This is a genomic window from Lentzea sp. NPDC058450 (genome assembly GCF_042721395.1).
Lineage (GTDB): Bacteria > Actinomycetota > Actinomycetes > Mycobacteriales > Pseudonocardiaceae > Lentzea.
The window spans coordinates 1-25,135 of record NZ_JBHXLO010000038.1; the positions used below are offsets into that span (position 1 = coordinate 1).

The window sequence follows — 25,135 nt, forward strand, 5'->3', positions numbered from 1 at the left end:
ACCCAAAGTCAAGCCCCAATCGCCATGCGCGGGTGGAACCGGCTCTGTGGCGGGCATCAGCCCGTTCGGGCTCGCCTTCGGCATCGCGTGCCAGGCCTCGTAGGTGGCTGGCTTGCGTCGACGGCTGCCGGTTGGGAGCGCGCGCCGGGCCAAGACGGTGGTCACCTTGCGTTCGCGACTGCGGTTGCGTGCGTGGCTGCGGTTGCGTGCGTGGCTGCGGTTGCGTGCTTGGCTGCCTCGTTCAGAACGTGCCGGGGTGCGTGCGTCTGCGGCGGGCCGCGTAGACGCCTGCCTCGGTGCGGCGGTCGAAGCCCAGCTTGTGCAGCAGTGAGGAGACGTAGTTCTTCACGGTTTTTTCGGCCAGGAACAGGCGGTTCGCGATCTGGCGGTTGGTCATGCCCTCGGCGATGAGGTCGAGGATGCGGCGTTCTTGTGGGCTCAGGGCGGCGTAGCGCGGGTCTTCTTCGGGGCCGCCTCGGAGGCGTTGCAGGACGGTGGCGGTGACACCGGCGTGGAGAAGTGAGCCGCCTGAGGCGAGAGTGCGGACGGCAGCCACCAGGTCGTTGCCGGAGACCTCTTTCAGCATGTAGCCGGAGGCGCCCGCCATGATCGCGCCGAAGAGCGCCTCGTCGTCGGAGTAGGAGGTGAGCATCAGGCAGGCCGGTGGGGGTTGGACCAGGCTGCGGATCTCCCGGCAGACCGTGACGCCGTCGCCGTCGGGCAGGCGGACGTCGATGATGGCCACGTCGGGTTTCAGGCGTGGTGCTTGGGCGATCGCCGCGGCCGCGCTGTCCGCTTGGCCGACTACCTCTACGTCTTCTGCTTGGGCCAGCAGCTGTACGAGGCCTCGTCTCACGATTTCGTGGTCGTCCACCAAGAGCACCGCTATCGCCATCTCGCCTCCTGCAGCACCAGTGGGACGAACCAGGTGACGCTCACCCCCGCGCCGGGGATCGAGTCCACCGCGCAGTCGCCGTGGTGGCGCCGCGCCCGAGCCGCCATGTTGGCCAAGCCGCCCGCGTGGTGGGGCAGGCCGCCGGAATCGTCAGCCAACGGCAAGCCTCTGCCGTCGTCCTTGACCAACAGCTCGAGACTCGACACGGTGCGGTCGACTGTTACGGCGACGGCTACGTGCTTCGCTCGTGCGTGTCGTACGACGTTCGTCAGCGCCTCGCGCAGGGTGGCGAGAAGGTCTGGTCTGACCTGGTCGGGCACCACCGTGTCGAGTGGGCCCTCCAGGGAGACGTCCGGTTCGAAGCCCAGCAGGCGGGCGGAGTCGTGCACGGCGTTGAGGAGCTGGCCGCGCAGGCTCGTGCTGCCGGACGGGGGTTCCTGCAGGGAGAAGATGGTGCGGCGGATCTCGCGGATCGTGTGGTCGACCTCCTCGACGAAACCGCTGATCCGTTCCATGACCTGAGGTCTGTTGATCATGCCGGTGAGGCCCTGGAGACCGAGGCCCAGGCCGAAGAGTCGTTGGATGACGAGGTCGTGCAGGTCTCGGGCGATGCGGTCGCGGTCCTCGAGGACGGCGAGCCGTTCGGTGTCGCCCCTGGCCCTGGTGAACTCCAGCGCCAGGGAGGCCTGGGCGGCGAACGTCTCGATCAGGTCCGGGTCGTCGAAGCTCGGTTCGTCCGGCAGCCTCGTCACGAGCAGCACGCCGATCGTGCGGTCGCCCACCTTCATCGGCACGACCGCGCACGGGCCTGGCACCTCGGGCAGCGTGCCCTCGTCGTGGCACTCCCCCATGCCCGACTCGTAGACGCGGTAGGTGGAGGTGCCCTCCTTCGGCACGCGCATGCCCTCGGCGTCGTACTCGCCGCCGACGGTCACCTCGATGACGAGGTCGCCGTTGTGGTCGGGCAACACCAACGCCGCGAAGTCCGCGTTGGCCGTGCGGCGTGCTGCGCGCGCCACGCGGTAGAGAGCGTCACGGCCGTTCGTGCCTAACAGAAGGTCAGTGGTGACTTCTGCTGCGGCGCGCAGCCAGACCTCACGCTTGCGCGTCTGGTCGTAGCGGTCGAGGTGACCCACGGCGCTGCCCGCCGCGGTGGCGAGCGCGTGCAGGACGTCGCGGTCCTGGCGGGTGAACTCGGCCTTGCCGCTCAGGAGGAGGTTGCCGAACGTCTCGTCGTGGACCTTGATCGGCGCGCCCAGGAAGTCGGCCGCGCTGATCGAGCGCGGGTCGCCCGAGGTGATCTGGACCTGGCCGTCGTGGCGGGCGGTGAACTCGGTGAGCTCGCGGTGGCCGTCGATCACCGCTAACGCGCCGTAGGGGGCGCCGGTCAGATCGCAGGCGGACTCGACGACGTGGCGGAGGAGTTCGGGGAGCGTGTCGTCTTCGGCGAAGGACAGCACGACGTCCAGAACCCGCTGTTCTGTGCTCACGTTGCCGCCCACGGCTTCACCCCTTGGGGGGATAGAAGTGACACCGCACGAACGACTGAGGGTAACTCCCCTGAGTAGTCAAGGGGGAGACCAACACTGCAAACAGTGAAATTCGGGACTACTGAGAGTAGAGGTGCGTCTCGTTTCGGAACTCTGCGTTCGTCAGTGGAGGCCGACGGTGAAGCCCTCGTCGATGACGCCCCGGTAGATCTGCGGGGCGAACGTCCGCAGCGCCTGGTCGATCGGCGCGATGAACCCGGCCGAGTCCCCCAGCGGCAGCCGGTAGCCGTTCTGCACGCGGTGGAACTCCCACATCGGTTCCATCGTCGGGTGCGCCGGCCGGAACCGCTGCGGGTCGCGCGGGTGCAGGTCGACGCGGACCAGCGTGCGGCGCACCAGGGCGTCCGCGAGCTGCACGGCGCGTTCCTGCGTGCGGGAGATCGAGATCGCGCCCAGGTCCTGCCAGCCGACGGCCCACGGCATGCCCTGCGGGTCGTCCAGCCGGATGCCCTGCTGCTCGATGATCAGCTTGCGCGGGCGGGAGATGGTCTTCCACTTCACCACGGCCATCACGCCGATGAAGGTGAACGCGATGCCGATGACGGCCGCGATGCTGCCGCCGACCGGTTCGCCGTCGAGGAACGCCGTGACGGCGCCCACCAGCGCGAGGATGCCGAGGATTCCGGCGACGGAGCCGCCGATCAGGACTTTGCGGGTGTCGCTCTTGCCGAGGTCGACGACGACGGGTGGAGGCGGTCCCCAAGCGGTCATGGCCGCAGGTTACCGCTGATCAACTGCTCGGCCGCCGCGAACGGGTCGAGTTCACCCGCGACGACGCGCTTCGCGAGCTCGTCGGTTCCGCCGAACCGGGTGCGGACGCGTTCGACCGCGATCGCCTCGATCTCGGCCCCCGCGCGGCGCAGCCGGCGTTCGTGGAGTTCGCCGTGCTCGGCCATCCACGCGTGGTGCTCGCCGATCGCCGCGACGACCTTGTCCAGGCCCTCGTCGCGGGCTGCCACCGTCTTCACCACGGGCGGGCGCCACAACGGGCCGTCGCGGTCGCGCCGGCCCAGGGAGATCATGTACTTGAGGTCGCGGGCGGTCTGGTCGGCGCCGTCGCGGTCGGCCTTGTTGACCACGAACACATCGGCGATCTCCAGGATGCCCGCCTTCGCGGCCTGGATGCCGTCGCCCATGCCCGGCGCGAGCAGCACGATCGTCGTGTCGGCGAGCGCGACGATCTCGACCTCGGACTGACCGACGCCGACGGTTTCCACGAGCACGACGTCGAAGCCCGCCGCGTCCAGGACCCGCAGCGCCTGCGGAGTGGCCCACGAGAGACCGCCGAGGTGCCCGCGGGTGGCCATCGAGCGGATGAACACGCCGGGGTCCGTCGCGTGGTCGCCCATCCGCACGCGGTCGCCCAGCAGCGCACCGCCGGAGAACGGGCTGGACGGGTCGACGGCGATGACCGCGACCTTCTTGCCCTGCTCGCGGAAAGCGCGCACCAGGGCGTTGGTGGAGGTCGACTTGCCGACTCCCGGGGCGCCGGTCAGGCCGACGACCTGAGCGTTGCCGGTGTAGGGCGCGAGGGCGGCGGCCACCTCGGGCAGCGCCTCGCTCGCCTGTTCCACCAGGGAGATCAGCCTGGCGACCGCGCGCGGCTCGCCGTCACGCGCGCGGTCGACCAGTCCTGTTACGTCAACGGCTTTGGCCACAGCCAGGAGGTTAGGCCTTGGCGGGCACGCGGATGATCAGAGCGTCGCCCTGACCACCACCACCGCACAGCGCCGCGGCACCCACGCCGCCGCCCCGCCGCTGCAGCTCGAGAGCGAGGTGCAGGGCGATGCGGGCGCCGGACATGCCGATCGGGTGGCCGAGCGCGATGGCGCCGCCGTTGACGTTGACCTTGTCCTCGGAGATCCCGAGCTTCTTCGTGGAGACGATGCCGACCGCCGCGAACGCCTCGTTGATCTCGATCAGGTCGAGGTCGGCGGGGTCGATGCCCTCCTTGGCGCAGGCGGCCTTGATGGCGTTGGACGGCTGCTCGTGCAGCGAGGCGTCGGGGCCCGCGACGACGCCGTGGGCGCCGATCTCCGCGATCCACTCCAGGCCCAGTTCCTCGGCCTTGGCCTTGCTCATCACGACGACCGCGGCCGCGCCGTCGGAGATCTGCGACGCCGAACCGGCGGTGATCGTGCCGTCCGCGGCGAACGCCGGGCGCAGCTTGCCGAGGGTGTCGGTGGTCGTGTCGCCGCGGACGCCCTCGTCCGTGCTGAACAGGACCGGCTCGCCCTTGCGCTGCGGGATCGCGACGGGCGCGATCTCGGCCTCGAACACGCCGTTCTCGGCGGCCTTCGCGGCGAGCTGGTGCGACCGCGCGGAGAACGCGTCCTGCTCCTCGCGGGTGACGCCGTAGCGCTCGTTGTGCTTCTCCGTCGAGACGCCCATCGCGACCTGGTCGAACGCGCAGAACAGGCCGTCGTGCGCCATGTGGTCGAGCATCGTCACGTCGCCGTACTTGAACCCGCCGCGCGACTTCGGCAGCAGGTGCGGCGCCTGCGTCATCGACTCCTGGCCACCGGCCACGACGACGTCGAACTCGCCGGCGCGGATCAGCTGGTCGGCCAGCGCGATCGCGTCGATGCCGGACAGGCAGACCTTGTTGATGGTCAGCGCCGGCACGTTCATCGGGATGCCCGCGGCCACGGCGGCCTGGCGAGCGGGGATCTGGCCCGCGCCGGCGGTGAGCACCTGACCCATGATCACGTACTGCACCTGCTCGGGGGCGACGCCCGCGCGTTCCAGTGCCGCCTTGATCGCGACGCCACCCAGCTGGGCGCCCGAGAAGTCCTTGAGCGATCCCAGCAGTCGGCCCATCGGGGTGCGCGCCCCGGCGACGATCACGGAACCGGACACAACTGCCTCCATTGGAAGAGCGAACGGTCGTTAACTAGGCACCATACCTGCGCCTACTGGGCGGTAATCGTGTGAGACCCCGCACAGGGGCACCTGCACCGATCAGGTAGATACCCTTCGCCGTTATGAACGCAGACATCGCTCGATTCGTGACCGCGATCGACCACGTGGGCATCGCGGTGCCTGATCTCGACGTGGCCATCGCGTTCTACCGCGACAACTTCGGCCTCGAAGTGGCGCACGAAGAGGTGAACGAGGAGCAGGGCGTGCGCGAGGCGATGCTGCACGCGCCGGGCGACGCCGCCGGGACCGCGATCCAGCTGCTGGCGCCGTTGAACGAGGACTCCACGATCGCCAAGTTCATCGGCCGGTCCGGGCCCGGCCTGCAGCAGCTCGCGTACCGGGTGTCCGATGTGGACGTTGCGGCGGACGCTCTGCGGGCGAAGGGCCTGCGGTTGCTCTACGACGCGGCGCGGCGCGGCACGTCCAACAGCCGGGTGAACTTCGTGCACCCGAAGGACGCCGGCGGGGTGCTCATCGAGCTCGTCGAGCCCGCCGCCGCACAGCACTAGCGCTGGAGCGCGCCGGCCACGAAGTCCAGTTCCCTGTCGATCGGGTCGTCCTCGTCGCTGTGCCGCGCCACCGAGTGCCGGTAGCTGACAGCGAGCGCGAGCAGGGCCGAGGCGGCCTCGACGTCCTTGAGCGCGACGGCCGCCCCGCCCGCGGCGAGGATGACCTGCTTGATCTGCGTGGCGACGTTCGCGTACCGCGCCTGCATGGCGTCGCGGACGGCCTCGTGCGTGTCCGCCTCGCGCCACAGCAGGTGCGAGAGCAGCGGTGAGGCGTTCAAGCGGGCGTCGAGCGCGGCGACCAGTCTTCTGAGCGACTCCGCGACGTCCCCCGCGACAACGACCCCGCGGTGGTCGACCGTGCTGTCCGGCAGCCGGGCGACGAGCGCGGCGAGCAGGTCTTTCTTGCGGTTGAAGTAGTAGTGCACCAGACCCTTGGGGACGCCGGCGCGTTCAGCGATCTTCGACGTCGGGGTGGCGTCGAAACCACCGTCGGCGAAGAGCTCCTCGGCCGCGGTCAGGATGCGCTCCTTGGCCGAATCCTCCACGCTCTCGCCTCCACGACTGTGTGGGCCCAGAACGTTTCCCGGGCCCACAGGTTCACAGGTTGATCAGTGCGGTTGTGCCGCGGCCGAGTGCGCGGCGTTCGCGGACGGCATCGCCAGCGCCCCCGCGGCCACGGTGAGCACGCCACCGACCCAGGAGACCCACGAGGCCGCCATCAGGTCGCTGTAGCTCATCACCCACGGCGAGATGAACAGCAGTGCTCCGAGCACCATCTGCACGTACTCCCCGTAGATCATCGCGGGCACGGCGAGGTCGACGAGTCCGTCGATCGCGATGAGCGCGCCGAGCACGATCATCGTCCACATGGCCGCGTTCGAGGTGTCCACGACGAGCGGAGACAGCAGCACCAGAACACCGATCGCCACCTCGGTCCAGTCCTGCCACCTGGTCCACGCCTTGGTCATCTCCACCACCTCCCTTTCTCGGACACCTTCAATGCTCCTCCTTGGTTGGCCGCCCGGTCAACTCTTCCGAGTGGAATCCCTCACAAGCAGGATTCTGAATCGGTTACTACTGAGTAACCTCCGGCAACCTGCGACTATCCCTCACTAGGGAAGGAATGCCGCCGTGCAGAAGATCCTTGACGCGATCCTGGCCGACGAGCTGGACGCGATCGGTTCGTTGGACGTTCCGGAGAGCTATCGGGGCGTGACCGTGCACGCGGACGAGGCCGAGATGTTCTCAGGCCTTGAGACGAGGGACAAAGACCCTCGCAAGTCGCTGCACGTCGACGAGGTCGCGACGCCCGAGCTCGGGCCGGGCGAGGCGCTGGTCGCGGTGATGGCCTCCGCGATCAACTACAACACCGTCTGGACGTCGATCTTCGAGCCGGTCTCGACGTTCGGGTTCCTGAAGAAGCTGGGCGGGAAGCACCACCTGCCGTACCACGTCGTGGGCTCGGACCTGGCCGGTGTCGTCGTCCGCGTCGGTCCCGGCGTCACCGCGTGGAAGCCGGGCGACCGGGTCGTGGCGCACTGTCTGGACGTGCCGCTGGAGGCGCCGGACGGGCACAACGACACGATGCTCGACCCGCAGCAGCGCATCTGGGGCTTCGAGACGAACTTCGGCGGTCTCGCCGACCTGGCCCTGGTGAAGTCGAACCAGCTGATGCCGATGCCGCGCCACCTCACGTGGGAGGAGGCCGCGTCTCCCGGCCTGGTGAACTCCACGGCGTACCGGCAGCTCGTGTCGACCAACGGCGCGAACATGAAGCAGGGCGACACCGTGCTGATCTGGGGTGCGTCCGGCGGGCTCGGTTCGTACGCCACGCAGTTCGCGCTGAACGGTGGCGCCACGCCCGTTTGTGTCGTCTCGTCGCCGGAGAAGGCCGAGATCGTTCGTTCCATGGGCGCCGAACTGATCATCGATCGTTCGGCGGAGGGCTACAAGTTCTGGAAGAACGAGCACGAGCAGGACCCGCGCGAGTGGAAGCGGTTCGGCGCTCGCATCCGTGAGCTGACCGGCGGCGAGGACCCGGACATCGTCTTCGAGCACCCCGGCCGGGAGACGTTCGGCGCGTCCGTGTTCGTGGCGCGCAAGGGCGGCAAGATCGTGACGTGCGCGTCGACCTCCGGGTACATGCACCAGTACGACAACCGCTACCTCTGGATGAACCTCAAGCACATCCTCTCCTCCCACTTCGCGAACTACCGCGAGGCGTGGGAGGCGAACCGCTTGATCGCCAAGGGAAAGATCCACCCGACTGTGTCCAAGGTGTACTCAATGGACGAAACGGGACAGGCCGCGCACGACGTGCACCGCAACGCACACCAGGGCAAGGTCGGCGTGCTCTGCCTTGCCCCGGAAGAAGGTCTTGGTGTGCTGGATCACGAACTGCGCGCGAAGCACCTCACAGCTATCAATCGATTCCGGGGTGTGTGACCTTCCGGGGTTACCCGAACGGGTAGCGTGAGGGGCATGGGCCTCGCCGACGACCGTGACCTCGTCCCACTGGGATCCGGCTTCGACATCGTCAAGCGCGGTTACGACCGCGCCCAGGTCGAGGATCATCTCGAACGCCTCGACTCGGACCTGCGGCTGCTCGCCGCGGACCGCGATGCCGCCGTGTCCCAGACGTCGGATCTGGCGCGCCAGCTGGAAGCCGCACGCTCGGAGATCACCGAGATGCGCAACCAGGTGGAGCGCCTGTCACTGCCGCCGACGACGCTGGAGGGGCTCTCCGAGCGCCTCCAGCGCATGCTCCGCCTGGCCCAGGACGAGGCCAACGAGATCAAGGCGCGCGCCGAGGCCGAAGGCGGCCACATCCGCGCCAAGGCGGAAGCCGACGCGGGCGTCCTGCGCCAGCGCTACGAAACGCTGATCGCCGAGCTCGACGAACGCCGCACCTCCATGGAGGCCGAGCACAAGGGCGTCCTGGAAACCGCGCGCTCGGAAGCCGAGAAGATCGTCTCCGAGGCCGAGGGCGCCGCCCGCAAGATCGCCGACGAGTCCGAGCAGCGCCGCGTGACCGTCGAAGAGGACTTCGAGATCGCGATGGCCGCCCGCCGCTCCGAGGCCATGGCCACCCTCGCCACCCAGGAGGCCACCTCCAAGGGCGAGGCGGACCGCCGCATGCGCGAGGCAGCCGAAGAGGCGGCCCGAGTGCGCGCTGCCATCGCTCAGGAGCAGACCACCTCGAAGTCCGACGCAGAACGCCGCGTCCGCGAGGCCACCGAAGAGGCCAACCGCCGCCGCCACGACTCGGTAACCGAAGCCACCGCCCGCATCCAGGAGGCCACCGACGAGGCGAACCGCCGAGTCCGCGAGGCCACCGAGGAAGCCAACCGCCGCACGACCGCCGCCACCCAGCGCGTCGACCAGCTCCGCAACCTCCGCAACCGGCTGTCGCACCAGCTCCACAACGTGCGCACGGCCCTGCAGGACGTCGTGCCGCTGCTCGACCCGGTGGAGGAGGAGAAGGCCTCGGCGGCCGTCCCGCCGGCACAGGCCCAGGCCGGTCCGCCGGCAAAGGCACAAGCCGGTCCGGGCACTCCGGCGCAGGTCCCGCAGCCGCCTCAGGCACCGGCCAAGCCCGCGGTTCCGCAGGCCCCGGCTCCCGCGCAGCCCACCCAGGCGGCGCCTCCGCAGGCCGTTCCGGCGCCGCCCGCCACTCCGCAGGCACCGGCACCGAACAAGCCGGCGCAGGCACCGCAGCCGTCTCAGGCGCAGGCGCCTCAGCTGGACGGCCCGACGGCGAAGCTCGCCCGGCCGCAGACGGCCAAGAAGCCCTGACACCCACGCTCACGCAGGGGTCCCCCGCCCAGAGGGACCCCTGTTTTCAATTCTCCCAGACGGCACCGACAGTTTTCGGGCCCTGACCGCGCCTCAGACCGTCACCTCGCAGATCGCGGGCATGGGCATCGCGCGCCACGAGTCGAAGTCCGCGTGCCGCCCCACCGCGATCAGCGCACGCGACACGAACGTCCCGTGCGACCCGACGAGCACGGTCGCGTCCGGGTACTCGATCCCGATGCGCGCCAAGGCCTCCCCCGCGCGCCTGGTCAGCGTGTCCAGGCTCTCCCCCGCCCCGTACACCCACGTCGGGTCGGCCCAGCTGCGCGAGTACAGCGCCTCCCAGTCCGGAGTCGGCAACAGCCCCGGCTCCCACTCCCGCAGCTCGGGCCACGTGATCACCGGGAGTCCCAGCGCGTCAGCCGTGGGCCGCACCGTCTGCACCGCTCGCCACTGCGGGCTGGACAGCACCGCCACCGGCTCGTACGGCACGAGCCGCGTCACCAGCTCGTCTGCTGCTTCCAGTCCGGCGGGTGCCAGGGGCCTGGTGTCGTTGTCGTCCTCGCCGAAGCGCGGCGGGACGGATTGCGCATGACGCACCAATACGATTCGTGTGGGCACAACTCACCATCTTGGGGGAACAGGATGTTCGTGAAGTCGCTGGGCGAGGACGGCGCCGAGCTGCGGCCGTTGGAGCCGTGGCAGGCCGAGGAGTTCTTCGCGCACATGGAGCGCGGGCGGGAGTCCATCGGCGAGCACATCGGGTTCGCCGACGCCGCGAAGGACCTGGAGAGCGCGCGCAGGCTGTTGCAGGGGTACGCGGACAAGGCCGCGGCCGACATCGGGCGGATCTTCGGGATCTGGCTCGGCGACAAGCTCGTCGGTGGGGTGTTGTTCCGCATCATGGACATCCCGCAGGGGCGGGTCGAGGTCGGGTGCTGGCTGGAGCCGTCGGCGACGGGTCGCGGGCTGGTGACGCGGGCGGCGAGCGTGTTGATCGACTGGGCGATTCGCGAGCGTGGCGTGCATCGGGTTGAGTGGATGGTGTCGTCGCGCAACGAGCCGAGCATCGCCGTCGCGCGGCGGCTCGGGATGAGCCGGGACGGAGTGTTGCGCTCGCACCACGAGTACCGCGGGGTCCGGCAGGATCTCGAGGTGTGGTCGGTGCTGGCGTCGGAGTGGGAGAGCCGATGAACGACCTGGTGCTGCTGCACGCCTTTCCGCTCGACGCGCGGATGTGGGACGTGCCGGGCGCGCTCACGCCGTCGTTGCGCGGGCACGGCGAGCCCGACCTCGGGACCGTCGCGGACCAGGTACTGAAGGTGCTCGACGAGCGCGGTCTCGACCAGGTGCTGCTCGGCGGGTGCTCGATGGGCGGCTACGTGGCGATGGCGTTGCTGCGGCGGGCGCCGGAACGGGTCAAGGGCCTGGTCTTCGTCGACACCAAGCACACCGCGGACGCGCCGGAGGCCGTGGCGAACCGGCACGCGATGGCGGACCGCGCCGAACGCGAGGGCGTCGGCGAGTGGCTCGTCGAGGCGATGCTGCCGAACCTGCTCGGGCCGGACGCCTCGGACACGGCGCGCGCGTCGGTGCGCACCATGATTCTCGAGCAGCGGGCCGAGGACGTGGCGTGGTGGCAGCGCGCGATGGCGCGGCGGCCGGACTCGACGGACGTGCTGGAGTCGTTGGCCGTGCCGTCGCTGGTGCTGGTCGGCGAGCACGACAGGATCACGCCACCCGACGTGGCCGCGAAGCTCGCCGTCACGCTGCACCACTCCACCAGCGAACGCATCGAGAACGCCGGGCACCTGCCGCCGGTCGAGCAGCCCGAGGAGTTCCGGGCACGGCTGGAGCGGTGGCGCGAGCAGGTCGGGATCTAGGCGCTACCAGCGGCGCGCGGTCGGGCCACGCCGGCCGCGCGAGTCCCAGCACGCCTGGTGCCAGTGCCTGCGTTCGTCCACCGAGCCGGACTCCTGCGCGGGCCACGCCACGACGTGCGCGACGCCGGGGCGGATCTCGTGGTCACAGCCCGGGCAGCGGTAGGTCTTCTGCGCCTGCGCGCCCGAGATGGCGCGGACCAGCCACTCGCCGTCCGGCCCCGACTCGGCGCGCGCCCAGCCGACACCGCCCCCGAGGGGCCGCGGTTCTTCTGGCTTGGGGCTGTTACGACGAGGCACGGCGACAACGGTAATCGCTCGTAGAATCAGCTCGTGCCGACCTACGAGTTCCGTTGCCGAACCTGCGACGACACCTTCGACGTGCAGCGCCCGATGAGCGAGTCCTCGTCGCCCGCGAACTGCCCGGAGGGCCACCCCGACACGGTGAAGCTGCTGTCCATGGCCGGGATCGGCGGCACCCAGCAGGCCGCGCCCGGTGGTGGCGGCGGCGGTGGCGGGTGCTGCGGTGGGGGTTGCTGCAGCTAGGACCGCGGGTTCAGCGCGTGGTCAGGCCGTCTCGCGTTCGATCATCACTTCGGCGATCTTGCGGCCCTGGTCGCAGACGCCGCCGAACTTGCCGGTCGAGTCGATCACGATGATCCCGAGCCCACCACCGTTGTAGGGCAGCGCGACCACGCAGGACGGTTCGACGTCCTCCTCGCCCGTGCGGTCGAGGTACGAGACCTTGTGGCTGTTGATGTCCCACTCACCGGTGGTGCGCTCGATCGTGATCTGCTTGCCGTCGCGGACGCGCAGGGAGACGCCGACCTCGACGTTGTCGATCTTCGTCGTCCACCGGCACGACTCCTCGAACGTCGAGTCGTAGTTGATCTGGGTGGGCGGCGTCTCGGCCTTGGTGCCGGGGTAGGGCAGGTCCGTCCACTTGAGCTTGGCGCAGGTGGGCGTGATCTCACCGTCGATCGGCGCGTTCTCCGGGTCGTCCGGGTTCACGGACTCGCTCGGGTCGGTGCTCGGGTCCGACTCCTTGTCGAACGGCGAGGCGGCGTCGAGCACCGGTTGCGCAACGGGACTGCCCTCAACGGTCGCCTTGGCACAGCCAGAAGCGAGCACGAGGACAGCCAACAGGAGCACCAGTCGACGCATGGCGCCCACCATGCCAGACGCGACATGGTGCCCCTGTGAGCGACTCACGAGTAGTCGCGGAACCCCTTGCCCGTCTTGCGGCCGAGCCGACCGGCCGTGACCAGGTGTTCCAGCAACGGCGCCGGCGCGAAGCCGGGCTCGCGGAACTCGTTGTAGAGCGTCCGCTGGATCGCCAGCGACACGTCCAGCCCCACGACGTCGAGCAGCGCGAACGGTCCCATCGGCAGTCCGCAGCCGACCTTCATGGCGTTGTCGATGTCGTCGGCCTCGGCGTAGTGGGCCTCCAGCATCCTCACCGCGTCGTTGAGGTACGGGAAGAGCAGCGCGTTCACGATGAACCCGGCCACGTCACCGCAGTGCACGGGGTGCTTGCCGAGGTCGAGGCAGATCTTGCGCGCCGTGGCCACCACGTCGGCGCCGGTGGAGATCGTCTCCACGACCTCGACCAGCTTCATGACCTGCGCGGGGTTGAAGAAGTGCAGGCCGACGACGTCCGCGGGCCTGCTCGTGGCCGCCGCGACCTCGATGACGGGCAGCGAGGACGTGGTCGTCGCGAGCACCGCACCCGGCTTGCACACCTCGTCGAGCGCCGCGAAGACCTCCTTCTTGATCCCGATCTCCTCGGCGACCGCCTCCACGACCAGGTCGCAGTCCGCGAGCTCCACGAACTCCACCGCAGGCGAGATGCGGGCGAGCGTCGCGTCGCGGTCGGCCTCGGACAGCTTGCCCTTGCTGACCGCGCGCTCCAGCGACTTGCGCACCGCGCCGATCGCCTTCTCCGCCTTGTCCAGGCCGCGCGCCCGGAGGACCACGTCGTACCCGCGCTTGGCGAACACCTCGGCGATGCCCGTGGCCATCGTGCCGGTGCCGATGACACCGACCCGCTGGACGTCCCTCGCCTGGACCGCACTGTCCACTTCAGACGGTGTGTGCGCGTCCTTCACGATGGTCGGCGAGTCCGGCCCGTCGTAGGTGTAGAACCCGCGCCCGGTCTTCCTGCCCCTGAGACCCGCCGTGATCATCTGCTTGAGGAGCGGCGCCGGCGAGTGCAGCCGGTTGCGCGACTGGTGGTACATCGTGTCGAGGATCTCGTACGCCGTGTCGAGACCGATGAGGTCCAGCAGCGCCAACGGTCCCATCGGATACCCGCAGCCGTACCGCATGGCCGCGTCGAGGTCCTCACGCGTGGCGTACTTGGACTCCAGCATCTTCACGGCGTGGTTGAGGTACGGGAACAGCAGCGCGTTCGCGATGAACCCGGCCCTGTCGCCGATCACGACCGGCGACTTGCCCAGGCGCTCCGTGAACGCGACCACGTCCGTGATCACGTCCGGCTCGGTGACGACCGTGCGGACGACCTCGACCAGCTTCAGCACCTGCGTGGGGTTGAAGAAGTGCAGGCCGACGACCTTGCCGGGACGCTTCGTCACCACGCCGATCTCGGTGATGCTGAGCGACGAGGTGTTGGACGCGATGATCGCGTCTGGGCCGAGGATCGCGTCCAGTTGCTTGAAGATCAGGGTCTTGAGTTCGACGCTCTCCGGGACGGCCTCGATGACCAGGTCGCAGTCGGCGAGGGTGGAGAGGTCCAGGCTCGTTTCCACTCGGGCGTGGAGAGCCTCTTTTTCTTGGTGTGTGAGCTTTTCGCGCTTCACTGCCCTGGTGGTGGAGTGCTCCAGGTGGTCCTGGCCTCGCTCGATGCCCGCCTCGTCCGCTTCTACCACCTTGACGGTGAGGCCGGTGCGCGCCAGTACCTCCACGATGCCCGCGCCCATGGTTCCGAAGCCGACGACTCCGACGGTCTTGATCTCGCGCGCCACTGGGACCTCCCTGCCGGGGTGCTTACCTCGGGCTTCGGGTGAGCTTTCGGGGGTGAGCTTCTGGTGGGCTACCAAGGAGTAACTTGCGGGCGACTATGCCACTCATGGTGGGTGGTGGGGTCGTGAGCTTCGCCATCAGGATCGAAACAGTTATCGGTTTAGGAAACGGCTAGATCCGGGGTTTCGGCTGTTCAACCCATGTGGGGGAATGGGGTGGTTAGGCCGATTGTGGGGTGGTGCGCGGGTCAGCTTGCGTTGGCCGGCTGCGGTTCCAGCGGGGTGGTCGGCCTGTGCGGTCGAATCACCTTGGGTTGGTGGTCGCCTTGGGTCGTGACGAGCGTGGTTGCGTCATCGCCGCTGGCGCGTCGATAGAGATTGGGGCTTGACTTCGGGGCCCTTGCGAGGTGCTGGTCGGCCGGAAAAGGCCGGGCTGAAAAGCGCCCGGCCGAGCTCTCGAAGCTAGCACCTCGCACCCAAAGTCAAGCCCCAATCTCTTCGAGTGCGTGGTTGCGTTGAGTTGGTACGTCACGTCATTACCGGTTGCCGTGGTGCGCCCAGGATGTACGCCTCGCCTTCGGCATTGCGTTGAGGCAAGGAAGCTCGGCTACGCCATTGCCGTACGCACGCTCAGACGGGCTCGCCTTCGGCATCGCGAACACCTCAAGCCTTTGGTCGACCACATCCGACCTAGATCTCAGGTCACCTCAACGACCGGCCGCGCATTCCGCGCGCCCTACCTCAGCCCTGCCCTGCCTGCGTGCCCGGCCAGGCCCTGCCTGCCTACCTGCCCGGCCCCGCCTGCCTGCCTGCCTGCCTGCGTGCATGCCTGCGTGCATGCCCGGCCTGCCCGGCCCTGCCTGCGTGCCAGGCCTATCCGGCCCCGCCGGTCTATCTTCCCGCCTCGCCTCACCTCACCCTGTCCTCTTGCGCCTCACCGCACCCCTGCCCCACCCCTGCCTCGTGCCGCTTGTCAGCCTCGCCCCTCCGCCTCACCTCGCGTTGCCTCACCCCGTCCTGCCTCACTCGCCGTGCCCTGCCTTGCCCCACCTCGCTTCCGGGTCGCCTCGCCCGGACTGTCTTGCCTTGCCCCGCCTCGCTTTCGGGCCGGGTCGCTTGCGGCTCGTCTTGGGCGGTCAGTCGTCGAAGCCCCTTTCTGCCAGCTCCTCGATTCGGCGCACTGCTTCGGCCGCGTCCTTGCCCGTGGCGATCACTGTGATGGACTTGCCGCCTGGGGCGCTCAGGCCCATCAGGGCCAGGACGCTGGCTGCGTTGGCCTCTTCTGTGCCGTAGCGGATGGTTACTTCGGCGTCCAGTTCTGCCACCGTGCGGGCCAGCAGGGCTGCTGGGCGGGCGTGTAAGCCAACCTCGTTGGTCAGGTGGACTTCTGTTTGTACGGCGCCGTCTTGTACTAGGTGCAGGGCTGGGCGTTGGGTTGTTGTTGTGGTGGTGGTTGGGGATTCGGCTGAGGCGCCTTCTGCTGTTGTGGCCACGTCTTGCAGGGCGGCGCCGCCTTGGGCTGCGACGGCTGCTGCCACTGCGCCTTCGACCAGCGGGGCGTCCACCACTGCGTAGCGGGTGGGGTCGTCTGCCGATTCGACGGCCATTTCTGCTGTCATCTTGGCGCTGCCCAGGTCGTAGAGGACTACGACGCCTGCTCCTGCGTCGGCGTCTGTCAGGGCCTCTACTACTGCGTTGTAGTCGGTGCCTAGGGTTCCTTCTTCTGTGCCGCCCACTGGGATGACTGTGGTGTCCGGGGCCATTTGGGTTGCCAGTTCGGCTACGCCGTTGGCGAGCATGTCGCTGTGGCTCACGACCACCAGGCCCACTCGGGGGTTCGTGGTCATGATTTTGTTGCCGTGTCTGCGAAGGAGCGGAGCAGCAGGGCTGTCGACCTTGCTCCTGGGTCCATGTGGCCCGCGCTTCGGTCGCCCAGGTAGGAGGCTCGGCCTTTGTGGGCGACCATCGGGACTGTCGAGTTGGCTCCTTCCGCCGCCGCGTCTGCTGCTGCGGAGAGGGCTGCGGCGACTGTGCCTTCGGCGCGGAAGGCTGCTGCTACCGCTGGGGTGAGGGCGTCGACCATGGTTTTGTCGCCTACGGCGGCTTTGCCTCTGGCTATTACGCCGTCCAGGGCTGCTTGGAGGGCTTTGGCGACTGTGTCGCAGTCGAGTTCTGGGGTGTCGCCCACGGCTGAGGCCGCTCGGAGGAACGCCGTGCCGTAGAGGGGGCCCGCTGCTCCGCCCACTGTGGAGATCAGGGTGGTGGCCACCAGTTTGAGGACTTTGCCCGGGGTTTCCGGGGGTTCTGCCTCCAGGCGTGCCAGTACCGCGGTGAAGCCTCGTTTCATGTTCTCGCCGTGGTCGGCGTCGCCGATGGCCTGGTCCAGGCGCACCAGTTCGTCGCGGTGGTCCTGGATCACGGCCGCTGCCGCTCGTACGGCCGTGATCACGTCAGTCGCCGTGCAACCCACTTCAGACTCCCCATCGCAGTGCGGGCGTGTGGACGGGCGCGTCCCAGAGTTCGGCCATCTCGTCGTCCAGGCGGAGCAGGGTGAGGCTCATGCCCTGCATCTCCAGGCTGGTGATGTACGGGCCGACCAGCCTGCGTTCGACGGTGATGCCCCGGTCCGCCAGCAGTTGTTCGGCTATGCCGTGGGCCAGGTACAGCTCGATCAGCGGGGTGCCGCCCATGCCGTTGGTGAAGAGCAGGACTCGGTCGTCGGCGGCGAACGGCAGGTCGGACAGGATCGGTTCGAGCAGCGCGGTGACCATTTCGGACGCCGTGCCCGTCGGGACCTTCTGCCTGCCCGGTTCGCCGTGGATGCCGATGCCGATCTCCATCTCGTCGTCGGCCAGCTCGAACGACGGCTCGCCCACGTGCGGCACCGTGCACGCGGTCAGCGCCAGGCCCATCGAGCGGACGTTCGCGATCACCCGCAAGGCCAGCGCCTCGCACGCCGCCAGGTCGTCGCCGCGTTCGGCCGCGGCGCCCACGATCTTCTCCAGCAGGACGGTGCCGCCCACGCCTCGGCGGCCGGCCGTGTAGAGCGAGTCCTTCACCGCCACGTCGTCGTCGATCACGACGGAACGGACCTCGGTCTCGGCCAGCTCGGCGGCCATCTCGAAGTTCAGCACGTCGCCCGTGTAGTTCTTCACGATCAGCAACGCGCCCGCGCCGCCGTCGGTGCGCGCGATCGCGTCGACCACCTGGTCCGACGTCGGTGAGGTGAAGACGGGACCGGGACAGGCGGCGGACAGCATGCCGCGGCCCACGAACCCGCCGTGCAACGGTTCGTGGCCCGAGCCTCCGCCCGAGATGAGCGCGACCTTGCCCTGCGCCGGTCCGTCCGCCCGGACGATGACCGCGGGGTCGTAATGCACGGACAACAGATCGGAATGGGCGGCCTGCATGCCCCGCAGCGCGTCCTGCACCACGGTTTCCGGATCATTGATGATCTTCTTCATCGAACAGCCCCTTCCGATCGCCGGTGACCGTGTTCCTTCTTACTCCGGGGGTCTGACACTCGGAACGGGCAAAGGACACCGTTACCGTTAGGCTGCCCTAACAAATGCTGGTCAACATCACGTTCCGTAGTGGAGGAACAACGTCGTGTCCAAGAGAGCCGCACTGCTCGTGGCAGTCGCCCTGACCCTGACCGCGTGTTCCAGCACGCCGGACAAGCCGACCGTCGCCCAAGGTGGCGAGGACTTCGGCAAGGCGTACGAGCTGAGCAACGGTTTCGGCACGACCTCCAAGCCGGGCGAGTTCCCCCGCACGGTGAAGCACGCGATGGGTGAGACCAAGCTCGAGAAGAAACCCGAACGGGTGGTCGTGCTCGACACCGGCGAGCTCGACAACGTCGTGGCGCTCGGCATCAAGCCCGTCGGCATCGCCTACCCCGACGGCGCCCCCACCATGCCGTCCTACATCGGCGACAAGGGCGGCACGCCGGAGAACGTCGGCAGCACCAACAACCTCAACCTCGAAGCGATCACCAAGCTGAACCCGGACCTCATCCTGGGCTCGCAGCTGCGCGCGGAGGCCCTCTACCCGAAGCTCGCCGCGATCGCCCCCACGGTGTTCAGCGTGCGCCCCGGCTACGTGTGGAAGGAGAACTTCCTCCTCAACGCGGCCGCGCTCGACCGCCAGGCCGACGCCGCGAAGATGCTCGAGGACTACACGAAGAAGGCCACCGAGACCGGTGACGCCGTCGAGAAGAAGCTCGGCGTGCGCCCCACGGTCACGGCGCTGCGCTTCATGCCCGGCCGCATCCGCCTGTACGCCAAGAAGTCGTTCATCGGCACGATCCTGATCGACGCCAAGATCGGCCAGCCGACGCCGTCCCAGGTGGACGACCTGGCCGCCGAGGTCAGCGCCGAGGAGATCGGCAAGGCCGACGGCGACTTCATCCTCTACTCCACCTACGGCGACCCGGCCAAGACCGCGCAGGCGTCGGTCCTCGGCGGTCCGTTGTGGACGAAGCTGAACGCCGTCAGCACGGGCAAGGCCAAGCCGGTGCTCGACGAGACCTACTTCCTCGGTCTCGGCGTGCTCGCCGCGGACGTCGTCCTGGACGACATGAAGAAGCAGCTGGGCGCCTAAAACACCGCAGCGGATGCTCTTCAGCGACCGAAGAGCATCCGCGCCAGGCGCAGCATCTGCCTGCCAGCCATGGACGACCGGTCGAACGTCGCCATGTCGATCAGCGACTTGAACTTCAGCTTCGTCACGGCCTTGGCGTAGGAGAACTCGCGCAGCCCGTCCTCGCCGTGGATGCGCCCGAACCCGGAGTCCCCGACCCCGCCGAACGGCAGCCCGGGGATCGCCGCGTAGGTCAGCACCGAGTTGACCGACACCATCCCGACCCGCAGCTCCGCGGCCAGTTCCTCGCCGCGCGACTTCGAGAACACCGCCGCCCCCAGCCCGTACTTGGACTGGTTCGCGAGCCGCACGCCCTCCAGCGCGTTCGGTACCCGGTTGATCACCACGGTCGGCCCGAAAGTCTCCTCGGTGACCGCCAGCGAGTCCTCCGGCACGTCCGTGAGCACCACCGGCTCGACGTACGGCGGCCTGATCGACTCCGGCCCGCCCACCACGGCCTTGCCACCGCGGTCCAGCGCGTCCTGCACGTGCTCGCGGATGATCTCCACCTGCGACGGCATGGTGATCGGCCCGAGGTTCGCGTTCGGTTCCCCGCCGGGCTTGAGCTTCTTCGCCCGCTTCACCAGCACCTCGATGAACGCGTCCGCGACCTCCTCGGCCACGTAGATCCGCTCCACGCCCGCGCACGTCTGCCCGGCGTTCGACACCGCGCCCCAGATCGCGGCCTCGGCGGCGGCGGTCAGGTCGGCGTCCGAGTCGACGATCAACGCGTCCTTGCCACCGCACTCGACCAGCACCGGCGTCAGCGACGCGGCAGCGGCGGCCATGACCTTCTTGCCGGTCCGGGTGGACCCGGTGAACGCGATCTTGTCGACGCCGGCGGACACCAGCGCCGCGCCCGTCTCACCGAAGCCCGTGACCACCTGGAACACCGGGTACTCGGGCACCGCCTCGGTGAACGTCGACGCGAGGAACGTGCCGACGCCCGGCGTGAACTCCGACGGCTTGAACACCACGGCGTTGCCGGCCGACAGCGCGTACGAGATGGAACCCATCGGCGTGTGCGCGGGATAGTTCCACGGCCCGATGACGCCGATGACGCCCAACGGCCGGTACTCCAGCGACGCGCTGTGGTTGACCATCAGCATGCCCGACGACACACGGCGCTTGCCCAGCACACGACCGGCGTGCCGCGCGGCCCAGTGCAGGTGGTCCATCACCAGCGCGACCTCGACGCGGGAGTCGTCGGCGGGCTTGCCGGTCTCCGCGCTGATCAACGCGATGAACTCGTCCGCGCGCTGCGAGAGGATCTTGCGCCACGCGTCGAGCTTGGTCTTGCGCCCCTCGAACCCGAGCCCCGCCCACCACGCGGCGGCCTCGCGGGCCGACGACACGGCGTCCTCGACCTCGGCGGCCGTGTGGATCGGGTGATGCGCGACGACCTCGCCCGTGCGCGGGTCCAGTGAAGCGAACCGCCGCTGCTCGCCATCGGCCGAAAGTGCGCTGTCCGAAGCGGTCTGCGTCATGGTGCTCCTCCGGTACTCGCCAGTAACCTCGACATTAACGCGTACTCGAGGAACTTTCAGCCCCCGCCTGGCCCCGCAGGGGGACCGTCAGGCCTGGGGCAGCGAGGGAAGAACCGCCTTGGCAAACGCTTGCGACGCCACACAACGGTCAATCCCGTTCTCCTTCGAGGCCGCGACCGTGAACTCCACGATCTCACCCGCGTCGGCCTGGTCCTTGGTCCGGACCACGACGAGCTCGCACGTCGGGAACGGGCCGTCCTTGAACGCCTGGTAGGCCTTCGACCCGCCGAGGTCGACCTCGACCGACCTGGAGTCGAACTTGCCGTCGGACGGGATGCGCGCCGTCTTGAACTCGATCTGCATCTGCGCGCTCTGGCCGGACCACGAGCACTGGTGCAGACCGAACGGCAGCGCCCGCGGCGACGCACCCAGCACGGGCGAGAGCGCCGAACGCTCCACGATCGCGCACGGGTCGACCTCGACCGGCGAGCCCTTCGGCGGGCTGTACTTCTGCGGGTTGCCCTTGAGCTTGCGGACCGCGCCTTCGAGCACCTTGCGGCCGGGTTCGCACGGGTCGTTGCCGTCGTTGCCGGTGCCGATCTGCACCCGCACCGCCTGTGCCGGGTTCTCCATCGTGACGGCCGAGATGAAGCACGCCGAGGCGTTGAGCTTCTGCTCGCCGCTCTTGAGCCCCGCGATCTGCTTGGTCGCGTTCTTGAGCTCCGTGGACGTCAGCGTGTAGCCGATGTCCAGCGTGACGTTGAGCGTCTTGCCCGTCTTGTCCTTCATGTAGTTGGAGCAGCGCGTGTAGGAGCTGCTCGTGTACTTCGACGGCGTGCCGACCGTCTGGAGGACTTCCTTCTCGATCAACGCGCACGGGTTGACCAGCCGCAACCGTTCCGCGGCGAACGCCGGGTCGACCGGCTTGCCCGCCTGCGACGACGGCTTGGTCGACGGATCGGTCGTCGTGGTCGCGTCCGCACCCGCCTGCACGGTGCGACGCGGCGAGTTGGTCTTGGCGAGACCCGGCCCGGTCGCGCAGCCGGCCATCAGCAACGCGGCGGCGGCGACCACAGCGGTGGCACGAAAACGAGGCACGACGTGCACGGTAGTGCCCTTTGCCCGCTTCCGTGGCCGGTACCCCGAGTTCCTCCGTGGCACATGTCACCCACAGCTACGGGAACGATTCAGAAGATCGACGCGATGTACAGGGTGAAGACCCCGACAGAAGGAGAGACGTGTTCAACCGCATTCGCCGCGCAGTCAACTGGCTCGACGCGTGGACGATCGAGGCCTTCAACCCCGTTTACCCCGGTCGTCCCCAGTCATAGCTCCTTGAGCGGCTCTTTGTCCGTGTCCGCGAACTGAGGCCGCAAGGTCGCCCAGGCCGCGAACGCCGCCGACAGCACCACCATGGCGATGCCGGCCCACAGGTTGATGTTGACCCCTTCGGCCTTCTTCAGGTCCGCGTCGGTCGTGAAACCGAGCCCGATGACAACCAGTACGACGCCGTACAGGCCGAAGAGGAAAGCGATGATCAGTCGCAGGTCGAACAACCTCATGGCGGCCTCCCTCAGGCGAAGATGAAGTAGAGAACGGTGGTCAGGGCCAGCACGCCGCCACCGAGCAGCGCGGGCGAGCGGTACCAGCCCGCGTCCTCACCGGTGGTGGAGTGCGCCCTGTCCTCCTTGGGCGTCAGGCTGTAGACCAGCCCGCCGAGCTCGCTGTCCGGCTTCGGCCTCGTGACGAGGCTGACCGCGAAGCTCACCACGATGTCGACCGCGAACGCGAGGCCGGCGCCGAGGAAGCTCGCGCCCTGGCCGGGCAGCTGCAACCACTCGATGCCGAACGACGGCTCCGAGATCGCGTAGACGAAGATCGCGGTGAACGTGCCCGCGAGCAGACCGACCCACCCGGCCGTCGGCGTCATCCGCTTCCAGAACATGCCCAGGATGAACGTCGCGAACAGCGGCGCGTTGAAGAACGAGAACAGCGCCTGGATGTAGTCCATGATGTTGGACCCGCCGAGCGACGCCGCGATGAACGCCGTGCCGATCGCGAGGACGCACGCACCGACCGTGGCGAGGCGTCCGACGCGCAGGTAGTACTCGTCGGGACGGTCCTTCTTCACGTAGTCCTGCCACAGGTCGTACGTGAAGACGGTGTTGAACGAGCTGACGTTCGCCGCCACACCGGCCATGAAGCTGGCCAGCAGACCCGTGATCGCGATGCCGAGGATGCCGTTGGGCAGAAGGTCGCGCATCAGCAGTGGCAGCACGTTGTTGTAGACGACGCCACTGCTCGTGTCACCGGCTTTCAGCTGCGCCATCTCCGGCACGATCACCGCGGCGATGATGCCGGGGATGATGATGATCGCCGGGATCAACGCCTTCGGGTACGCGCCGATGATCGGCGTGCGCTTGGCCGCGGACATCGACTTGGCGCTCATCGCGCGCTGGACCTCGGCGAAGTTCGTCGTCCAGTAACCGAACGACAGCACGAAGCCGAGACCGAACACCAACCCGATGACACTCCACACCGGATGGTCGATGCCGGTGAGTTCCGTCGCGGGCCACGCGGACAACTGCTCCTTGTCCGTCACCTTCTCGACCAGACCCTGCCAGCCGCCGACCTTGATCAGGCCGACGATCGTCAACGGCGCGAGCGCGGCCACGATGACGAAGAACTGCAGCACCTCGTTGTAGATGGCGGCGCTGAGGCCGCCGAGCGTCGTGTACGCGAGCACCACCAGGGCCGCGACGCAGATCGACACCGGCAGCGGCCACCCGAGCAGCGCGTCGATGATCACCGCGAGCGCGAACAGGTTGATGCCCGCGATCAGGATCTGCGCGACGGCGAAGCTGATGGCGTTGACGAGGTGCGCGGGCTTGCCGAACCGGCGCCGCATGAACTCGGGAACGCTGCGCACTTTCGAGCCGTAGTAGAACGGCATCATCACCAGGCCGAGGAACACCATCGCGGGGATGGCGCCGATCCAGTAGTAGTGCACGGTCGCCATGCCGTACTGCGCGCCGTTCGCCGTCATGCCCATCAGTTCGAGGGCACCGAGGTTCGCGGAGATGAACGCGAGGCCCGTGACCCACGCCGGCAACGACCGCCCGGACAGCAGGAAGTCGAGGCTGGAGGAGACGGATCGTCGTGCCATCACGCCGATGCCGAGAACCACCACGAAGTAGATCAACAGCAGCGCGTAGTCGATCGGTCCCGCGTCGAGCCGCAGGTCCGCCTCGGCCAAGATCGACACCGTCCACCTCCCAAGACATCGAACAAAGTCGAACATCAACAACCAGGAGAGGACATTACTCCAGGTGCAGCGGGTCTTACCCCGTGTGGATGATCACCAAACCACGGGGTTTGAAGAGGCGCGCGCTGAAGCCCGCGAGCAGGGAAATCGGGTGCGCGAGGCGGCCCTGTCAGCCGAGACTCAGGGCATGACGGACAGCCACGAGCCGCAGTGCTTCCACTGCGGGACGACGCCTGCGGCCCACCGTGCCGACTACGTTCTCGGCGCGTTGTGCGGCGAGTGCGCCGAGCAGCTCACGTCGTGGATCTGCCCGGACTGCGGCGACATCACGAGTGGCAGCCGCTCGGACGCCGGCGCGCACTGTGCCCGGTGCGTCGCGCAGCGGGCCTGGGCGACGGTCCCCGATCCGGCTCGCGAGGAGGTCGCCCGGCTGCTGGCAGCGGGGAAGACGATCCTGGCGCTCAAGCTGATCAGAGAGGTGACCGGCTGCGGCCTCGCGGAGGCCGTCGCGCTCACCCGTCTCTGACCGCCGTCAGAACAGCCGGAACTCGTCCGGCTCGATGCCGCGCAACGCGTCGTAGTCCAGGACCACGCACCGGATCCCGCGGTCCTCGGCCAGCGTCCGCGCCTGCGGCTTGATCTGCTGCGCGGCGAACACGCCCTGCACCGGCGCGAGCAGCGGGTCGCGGTTCAACAGTTCCAGGTACCGGGTCAGCTGCTCGACGCCGTCGATCTCACCGCGCCGCTTGATCTCCACGGCGACCGAGACGCCCGCGCCGTCGCGGCACATCAGGTCGACCGGGCCGATGGCGGTCGGGAACTCGCGCCGCACCAGCGTCCAGCCGTCGCCCAGGGTCGTGACGTGCTCCGCGAGCAGCTTCTGCAGGTCGGCCTCGACGCCGTCCTTCTGCAGGCCCGGCTCGGGGCCGAGCTCGTGCTTGGAGTCCTGCAGGACCTCTTCGAGGGTGATGATCAGCTTCTCCCCCGCCTTGTTCTGCACCGTCCAGATGTCCGGGTCCTCGATCAGCCAGCAGGGCGGGCTCATCCAGTTCAGCGGCTTGTAGGCGCGGTCGTCCGAGTGGATCGAGACCGAACCGTCGGCCTTGATCAGCAGCAGACGCTGAGCCATGGGCAGATGGGCGGTGAGCCGGCCTACGTAGTCGACCTTGCAGCGAGCGATGACGAGACGCACCGCGACAGGCTACGGGGT

The 25,135-nt window shown here is 68.6% G+C and carries 27 protein-coding genes; 8 read left to right on the forward strand and 19 right to left on the reverse strand.

The genetic code is table 11. From position 1 onward, the window contains the following. Positions 1-241 precede the first annotated feature (241 nt). The 5 genes from ACFWNN_RS38915 to ACFWNN_RS38935 form a co-directional block, all read right to left on the reverse strand. Positions 242-895, reverse strand: coding sequence for a response regulator (locus tag ACFWNN_RS38915; RefSeq protein ID WP_382444984.1), 654 nt, complete (start codon positions 893-895; stop codon positions 242-244). Then, positions 886-2,385, reverse strand: coding sequence for a GAF domain-containing protein (locus ACFWNN_RS38920; protein WP_382444985.1), 1,500 nt, complete (start codon positions 2,383-2,385; stop codon positions 886-888). The genes ACFWNN_RS38915 and ACFWNN_RS38920 overlap by 10 nt, the downstream gene beginning before the upstream one ends. A 162-nt stretch (positions 2,386-2,547) precedes the next feature. After that, positions 2,548-3,156 (reverse strand): hypothetical protein, encoded by a 609-nt coding sequence (locus tag ACFWNN_RS38925; RefSeq protein WP_382444986.1) that lies wholly within the window; start codon positions 3,154-3,156, stop codon positions 2,548-2,550. Continuing rightward, the gene (gene meaB / locus ACFWNN_RS38930; protein ID WP_382444987.1) at positions 3,153-4,103 is read right to left on the reverse strand and encodes a methylmalonyl Co-A mutase-associated GTPase MeaB; all 951 of its coding nucleotides are present in this window, start codon (positions 4,101-4,103) and stop codon (positions 3,153-3,155) included. Before meaB ends, ACFWNN_RS38925 begins: the two co-directional genes overlap by 4 nt. A 10-nt stretch (positions 4,104-4,113) precedes the next feature. Then, the gene (locus ACFWNN_RS38935) at positions 4,114-5,304 is read right to left on the reverse strand and encodes an acetyl-CoA C-acetyltransferase (RefSeq protein WP_382445068.1); all 1,191 of its coding nucleotides are present in this window, start codon (positions 5,302-5,304) and stop codon (positions 4,114-4,116) included. A 125-nt stretch (positions 5,305-5,429) separates the two neighbouring features. Between ACFWNN_RS38935 and mce the strand changes: the two genes are divergently transcribed. Next, positions 5,430-5,876, forward strand: a complete 447-nt coding sequence (gene mce / locus ACFWNN_RS38940) for a methylmalonyl-CoA epimerase (RefSeq protein ID WP_382444988.1) — start codon at positions 5,430-5,432, stop codon at positions 5,874-5,876. Here the strand turns inward: mce and ACFWNN_RS38945 are convergent. After that, complete coding sequence (locus ACFWNN_RS38945; RefSeq protein ID WP_382444989.1) at positions 5,873-6,421, reverse strand: TetR/AcrR family transcriptional regulator; 549 nt, start codon at positions 6,419-6,421, stop codon at positions 5,873-5,875. The two genes, mce and ACFWNN_RS38945, sit on opposite strands and share 4 nt — an antisense overlap. A gap of 63 nt (positions 6,422-6,484) precedes the next feature. Then, on the reverse strand, positions 6,485-6,844 hold the full coding sequence (locus tag ACFWNN_RS38950; RefSeq protein ID WP_382444990.1) for an SPW repeat protein: 360 nt from the start codon (positions 6,842-6,844) through the stop codon (positions 6,485-6,487). Between the two features lie 163 nt (positions 6,845-7,007). Between ACFWNN_RS38950 and ccrA the strand changes: the two genes are divergently transcribed. Further along, entirely contained in the window at positions 7,008-8,321 is a 1,314-nt protein-coding gene (gene ccrA, locus ACFWNN_RS38955) for a crotonyl-CoA carboxylase/reductase (RefSeq protein ID WP_382444991.1), read from the forward strand. A 36-nt stretch (positions 8,322-8,357) separates the two neighbouring features. Next, positions 8,358-9,671 (forward strand): chromosome segregation protein, encoded by a 1,314-nt coding sequence (locus tag ACFWNN_RS38960; protein WP_382444992.1) that lies wholly within the window; start codon positions 8,358-8,360, stop codon positions 9,669-9,671. A 93-nt stretch (positions 9,672-9,764) separates the two neighbouring features. On the opposite strand, the gene ACFWNN_RS38965 is transcribed toward ACFWNN_RS38960, so the two are convergent. Next, positions 9,765-10,292 carry a histidine phosphatase family protein gene (locus ACFWNN_RS38965; RefSeq protein WP_382444993.1) on the reverse strand — a complete coding sequence of 176 codons (528 nt, stop codon included), beginning with the start codon at positions 10,290-10,292 and terminating at the stop codon, positions 9,765-9,767. A 24-nt stretch (positions 10,293-10,316) separates the two neighbouring features. Between ACFWNN_RS38965 and ACFWNN_RS38970 the strand changes: the two genes are divergently transcribed. Together ACFWNN_RS38970 and ACFWNN_RS38975 are read left to right on the forward strand one after the other, a co-directional pair. Further along, a complete protein-coding gene (locus ACFWNN_RS38970) occupies positions 10,317-10,865 on the forward strand; it encodes a GNAT family N-acetyltransferase (protein ID WP_382444994.1) in 549 nt (182 codons plus the stop codon). Next, positions 10,862-11,554 (forward strand): alpha/beta fold hydrolase, encoded by a 693-nt coding sequence (locus ACFWNN_RS38975; RefSeq protein WP_382444995.1) that lies wholly within the window; start codon positions 10,862-10,864, stop codon positions 11,552-11,554. Before ACFWNN_RS38970 ends, ACFWNN_RS38975 begins: the two co-directional genes overlap by 4 nt. Positions 11,555-11,557: 3 nt before the next feature. Here the strand turns inward: ACFWNN_RS38975 and ACFWNN_RS38980 are convergent, their stop codons facing one another. Continuing rightward, on the reverse strand, positions 11,558-11,851 hold the full coding sequence (locus tag ACFWNN_RS38980; RefSeq protein WP_285646468.1) for a hypothetical protein: 294 nt from the start codon (positions 11,849-11,851) through the stop codon (positions 11,558-11,560). Positions 11,852-11,884: 33 nt separating this feature from the next. Here ACFWNN_RS38980 and ACFWNN_RS38985 point away from each other — a divergent pair, with 33 nt between their 5' ends. Beyond that, positions 11,885-12,097 (forward strand): zinc ribbon domain-containing protein, encoded by a 213-nt coding sequence (locus ACFWNN_RS38985; protein WP_382444996.1) that lies wholly within the window; start codon positions 11,885-11,887, stop codon positions 12,095-12,097. A 21-nt stretch (positions 12,098-12,118) separates the two neighbouring features. Here ACFWNN_RS38985 and ACFWNN_RS38990 read toward each other — a convergent pair whose 3' ends face one another. From ACFWNN_RS38990 to dhaK, 5 genes are all read right to left on the reverse strand, one after another. Further along, a complete protein-coding gene (locus tag ACFWNN_RS38990; RefSeq protein ID WP_382444997.1) occupies positions 12,119-12,715 on the reverse strand; it encodes a DUF3558 domain-containing protein in 597 nt (198 codons plus the stop codon). Positions 12,716-12,759: 44 nt separating this feature from the next. Then, positions 12,760-14,535, reverse strand: coding sequence for a 3-hydroxyacyl-CoA dehydrogenase family protein (locus ACFWNN_RS38995; RefSeq protein WP_382444998.1), 1,776 nt, complete (start codon positions 14,533-14,535; stop codon positions 12,760-12,762). A gap of 1,133 nt (positions 14,536-15,668) precedes the next feature. Further along, entirely contained in the window at positions 15,669-16,379 is a 711-nt protein-coding gene (gene dhaM / locus ACFWNN_RS39000; protein ID WP_382444999.1) for a dihydroxyacetone kinase phosphoryl donor subunit DhaM, read from the reverse strand. Then, a complete protein-coding gene (gene dhaL / locus ACFWNN_RS39005) occupies positions 16,376-17,002 on the reverse strand; it encodes a dihydroxyacetone kinase subunit DhaL (RefSeq protein WP_382445000.1) in 627 nt (208 codons plus the stop codon). The genes dhaM and dhaL overlap by 4 nt, the downstream gene beginning before the upstream one ends. Before the next feature lies 1 nt (position 17,003). After that, entirely contained in the window at positions 17,004-17,996 is a 993-nt protein-coding gene (gene dhaK / locus ACFWNN_RS39010) for a dihydroxyacetone kinase subunit DhaK (RefSeq protein WP_382445001.1), read from the reverse strand. Between the two features lie 145 nt (positions 17,997-18,141). Here dhaK and ACFWNN_RS39015 point away from each other — a divergent pair, with 145 nt between their 5' ends. Continuing rightward, the gene (locus ACFWNN_RS39015) at positions 18,142-19,134 is read left to right on the forward strand and encodes an ABC transporter substrate-binding protein (protein ID WP_382445002.1); all 993 of its coding nucleotides are present in this window, start codon (positions 18,142-18,144) and stop codon (positions 19,132-19,134) included. Positions 19,135-19,154: 20 nt separating this feature from the next. Here the strand turns inward: ACFWNN_RS39015 and ACFWNN_RS39020 are convergent, their stop codons facing one another. The 4 genes from ACFWNN_RS39020 to ACFWNN_RS39035 all read right to left on the reverse strand — a co-directional run bounded on the left by ACFWNN_RS39020 (position 19,155) and on the right by ACFWNN_RS39035 (position 23,925). After that, a complete protein-coding gene (locus ACFWNN_RS39020; protein ID WP_382445003.1) occupies positions 19,155-20,660 on the reverse strand; it encodes an aldehyde dehydrogenase family protein in 1,506 nt (501 codons plus the stop codon). Positions 20,661-20,747: 87 nt separating this feature from the next. Next, positions 20,748-21,758 carry a hypothetical protein gene (locus ACFWNN_RS39025; protein WP_382445004.1) on the reverse strand — a complete coding sequence of 337 codons (1,011 nt, stop codon included), beginning with the start codon at positions 21,756-21,758 and terminating at the stop codon, positions 20,748-20,750. A gap of 227 nt (positions 21,759-21,985) precedes the next feature. Continuing rightward, complete coding sequence (locus ACFWNN_RS39030; protein ID WP_382445005.1) at positions 21,986-22,222, reverse strand: hypothetical protein; 237 nt, start codon at positions 22,220-22,222, stop codon at positions 21,986-21,988. 11 nt (positions 22,223-22,233) lie between these two features. Continuing rightward, positions 22,234-23,925, reverse strand: coding sequence for a sodium:solute symporter family protein (locus ACFWNN_RS39035; RefSeq protein WP_382445006.1), 1,692 nt, complete (start codon positions 23,923-23,925; stop codon positions 22,234-22,236). A gap of 187 nt (positions 23,926-24,112) precedes the next feature. Here ACFWNN_RS39035 and ACFWNN_RS39040 point away from each other — a divergent pair, with 187 nt between their 5' ends. After that, positions 24,113-24,451 (forward strand): hypothetical protein, encoded by a 339-nt coding sequence (locus ACFWNN_RS39040; RefSeq protein WP_382445007.1) that lies wholly within the window; start codon positions 24,113-24,115, stop codon positions 24,449-24,451. Positions 24,452-24,457: 6 nt separating this feature from the next. On the opposite strand, the gene nucS is transcribed toward ACFWNN_RS39040, so the two are convergent. Further along, on the reverse strand, positions 24,458-25,117 hold the full coding sequence (nucS, locus tag ACFWNN_RS39045; RefSeq protein ID WP_382445008.1) for an endonuclease NucS: 660 nt from the start codon (positions 25,115-25,117) through the stop codon (positions 24,458-24,460). Positions 25,118-25,135: the final 18 nt, after the last annotated feature.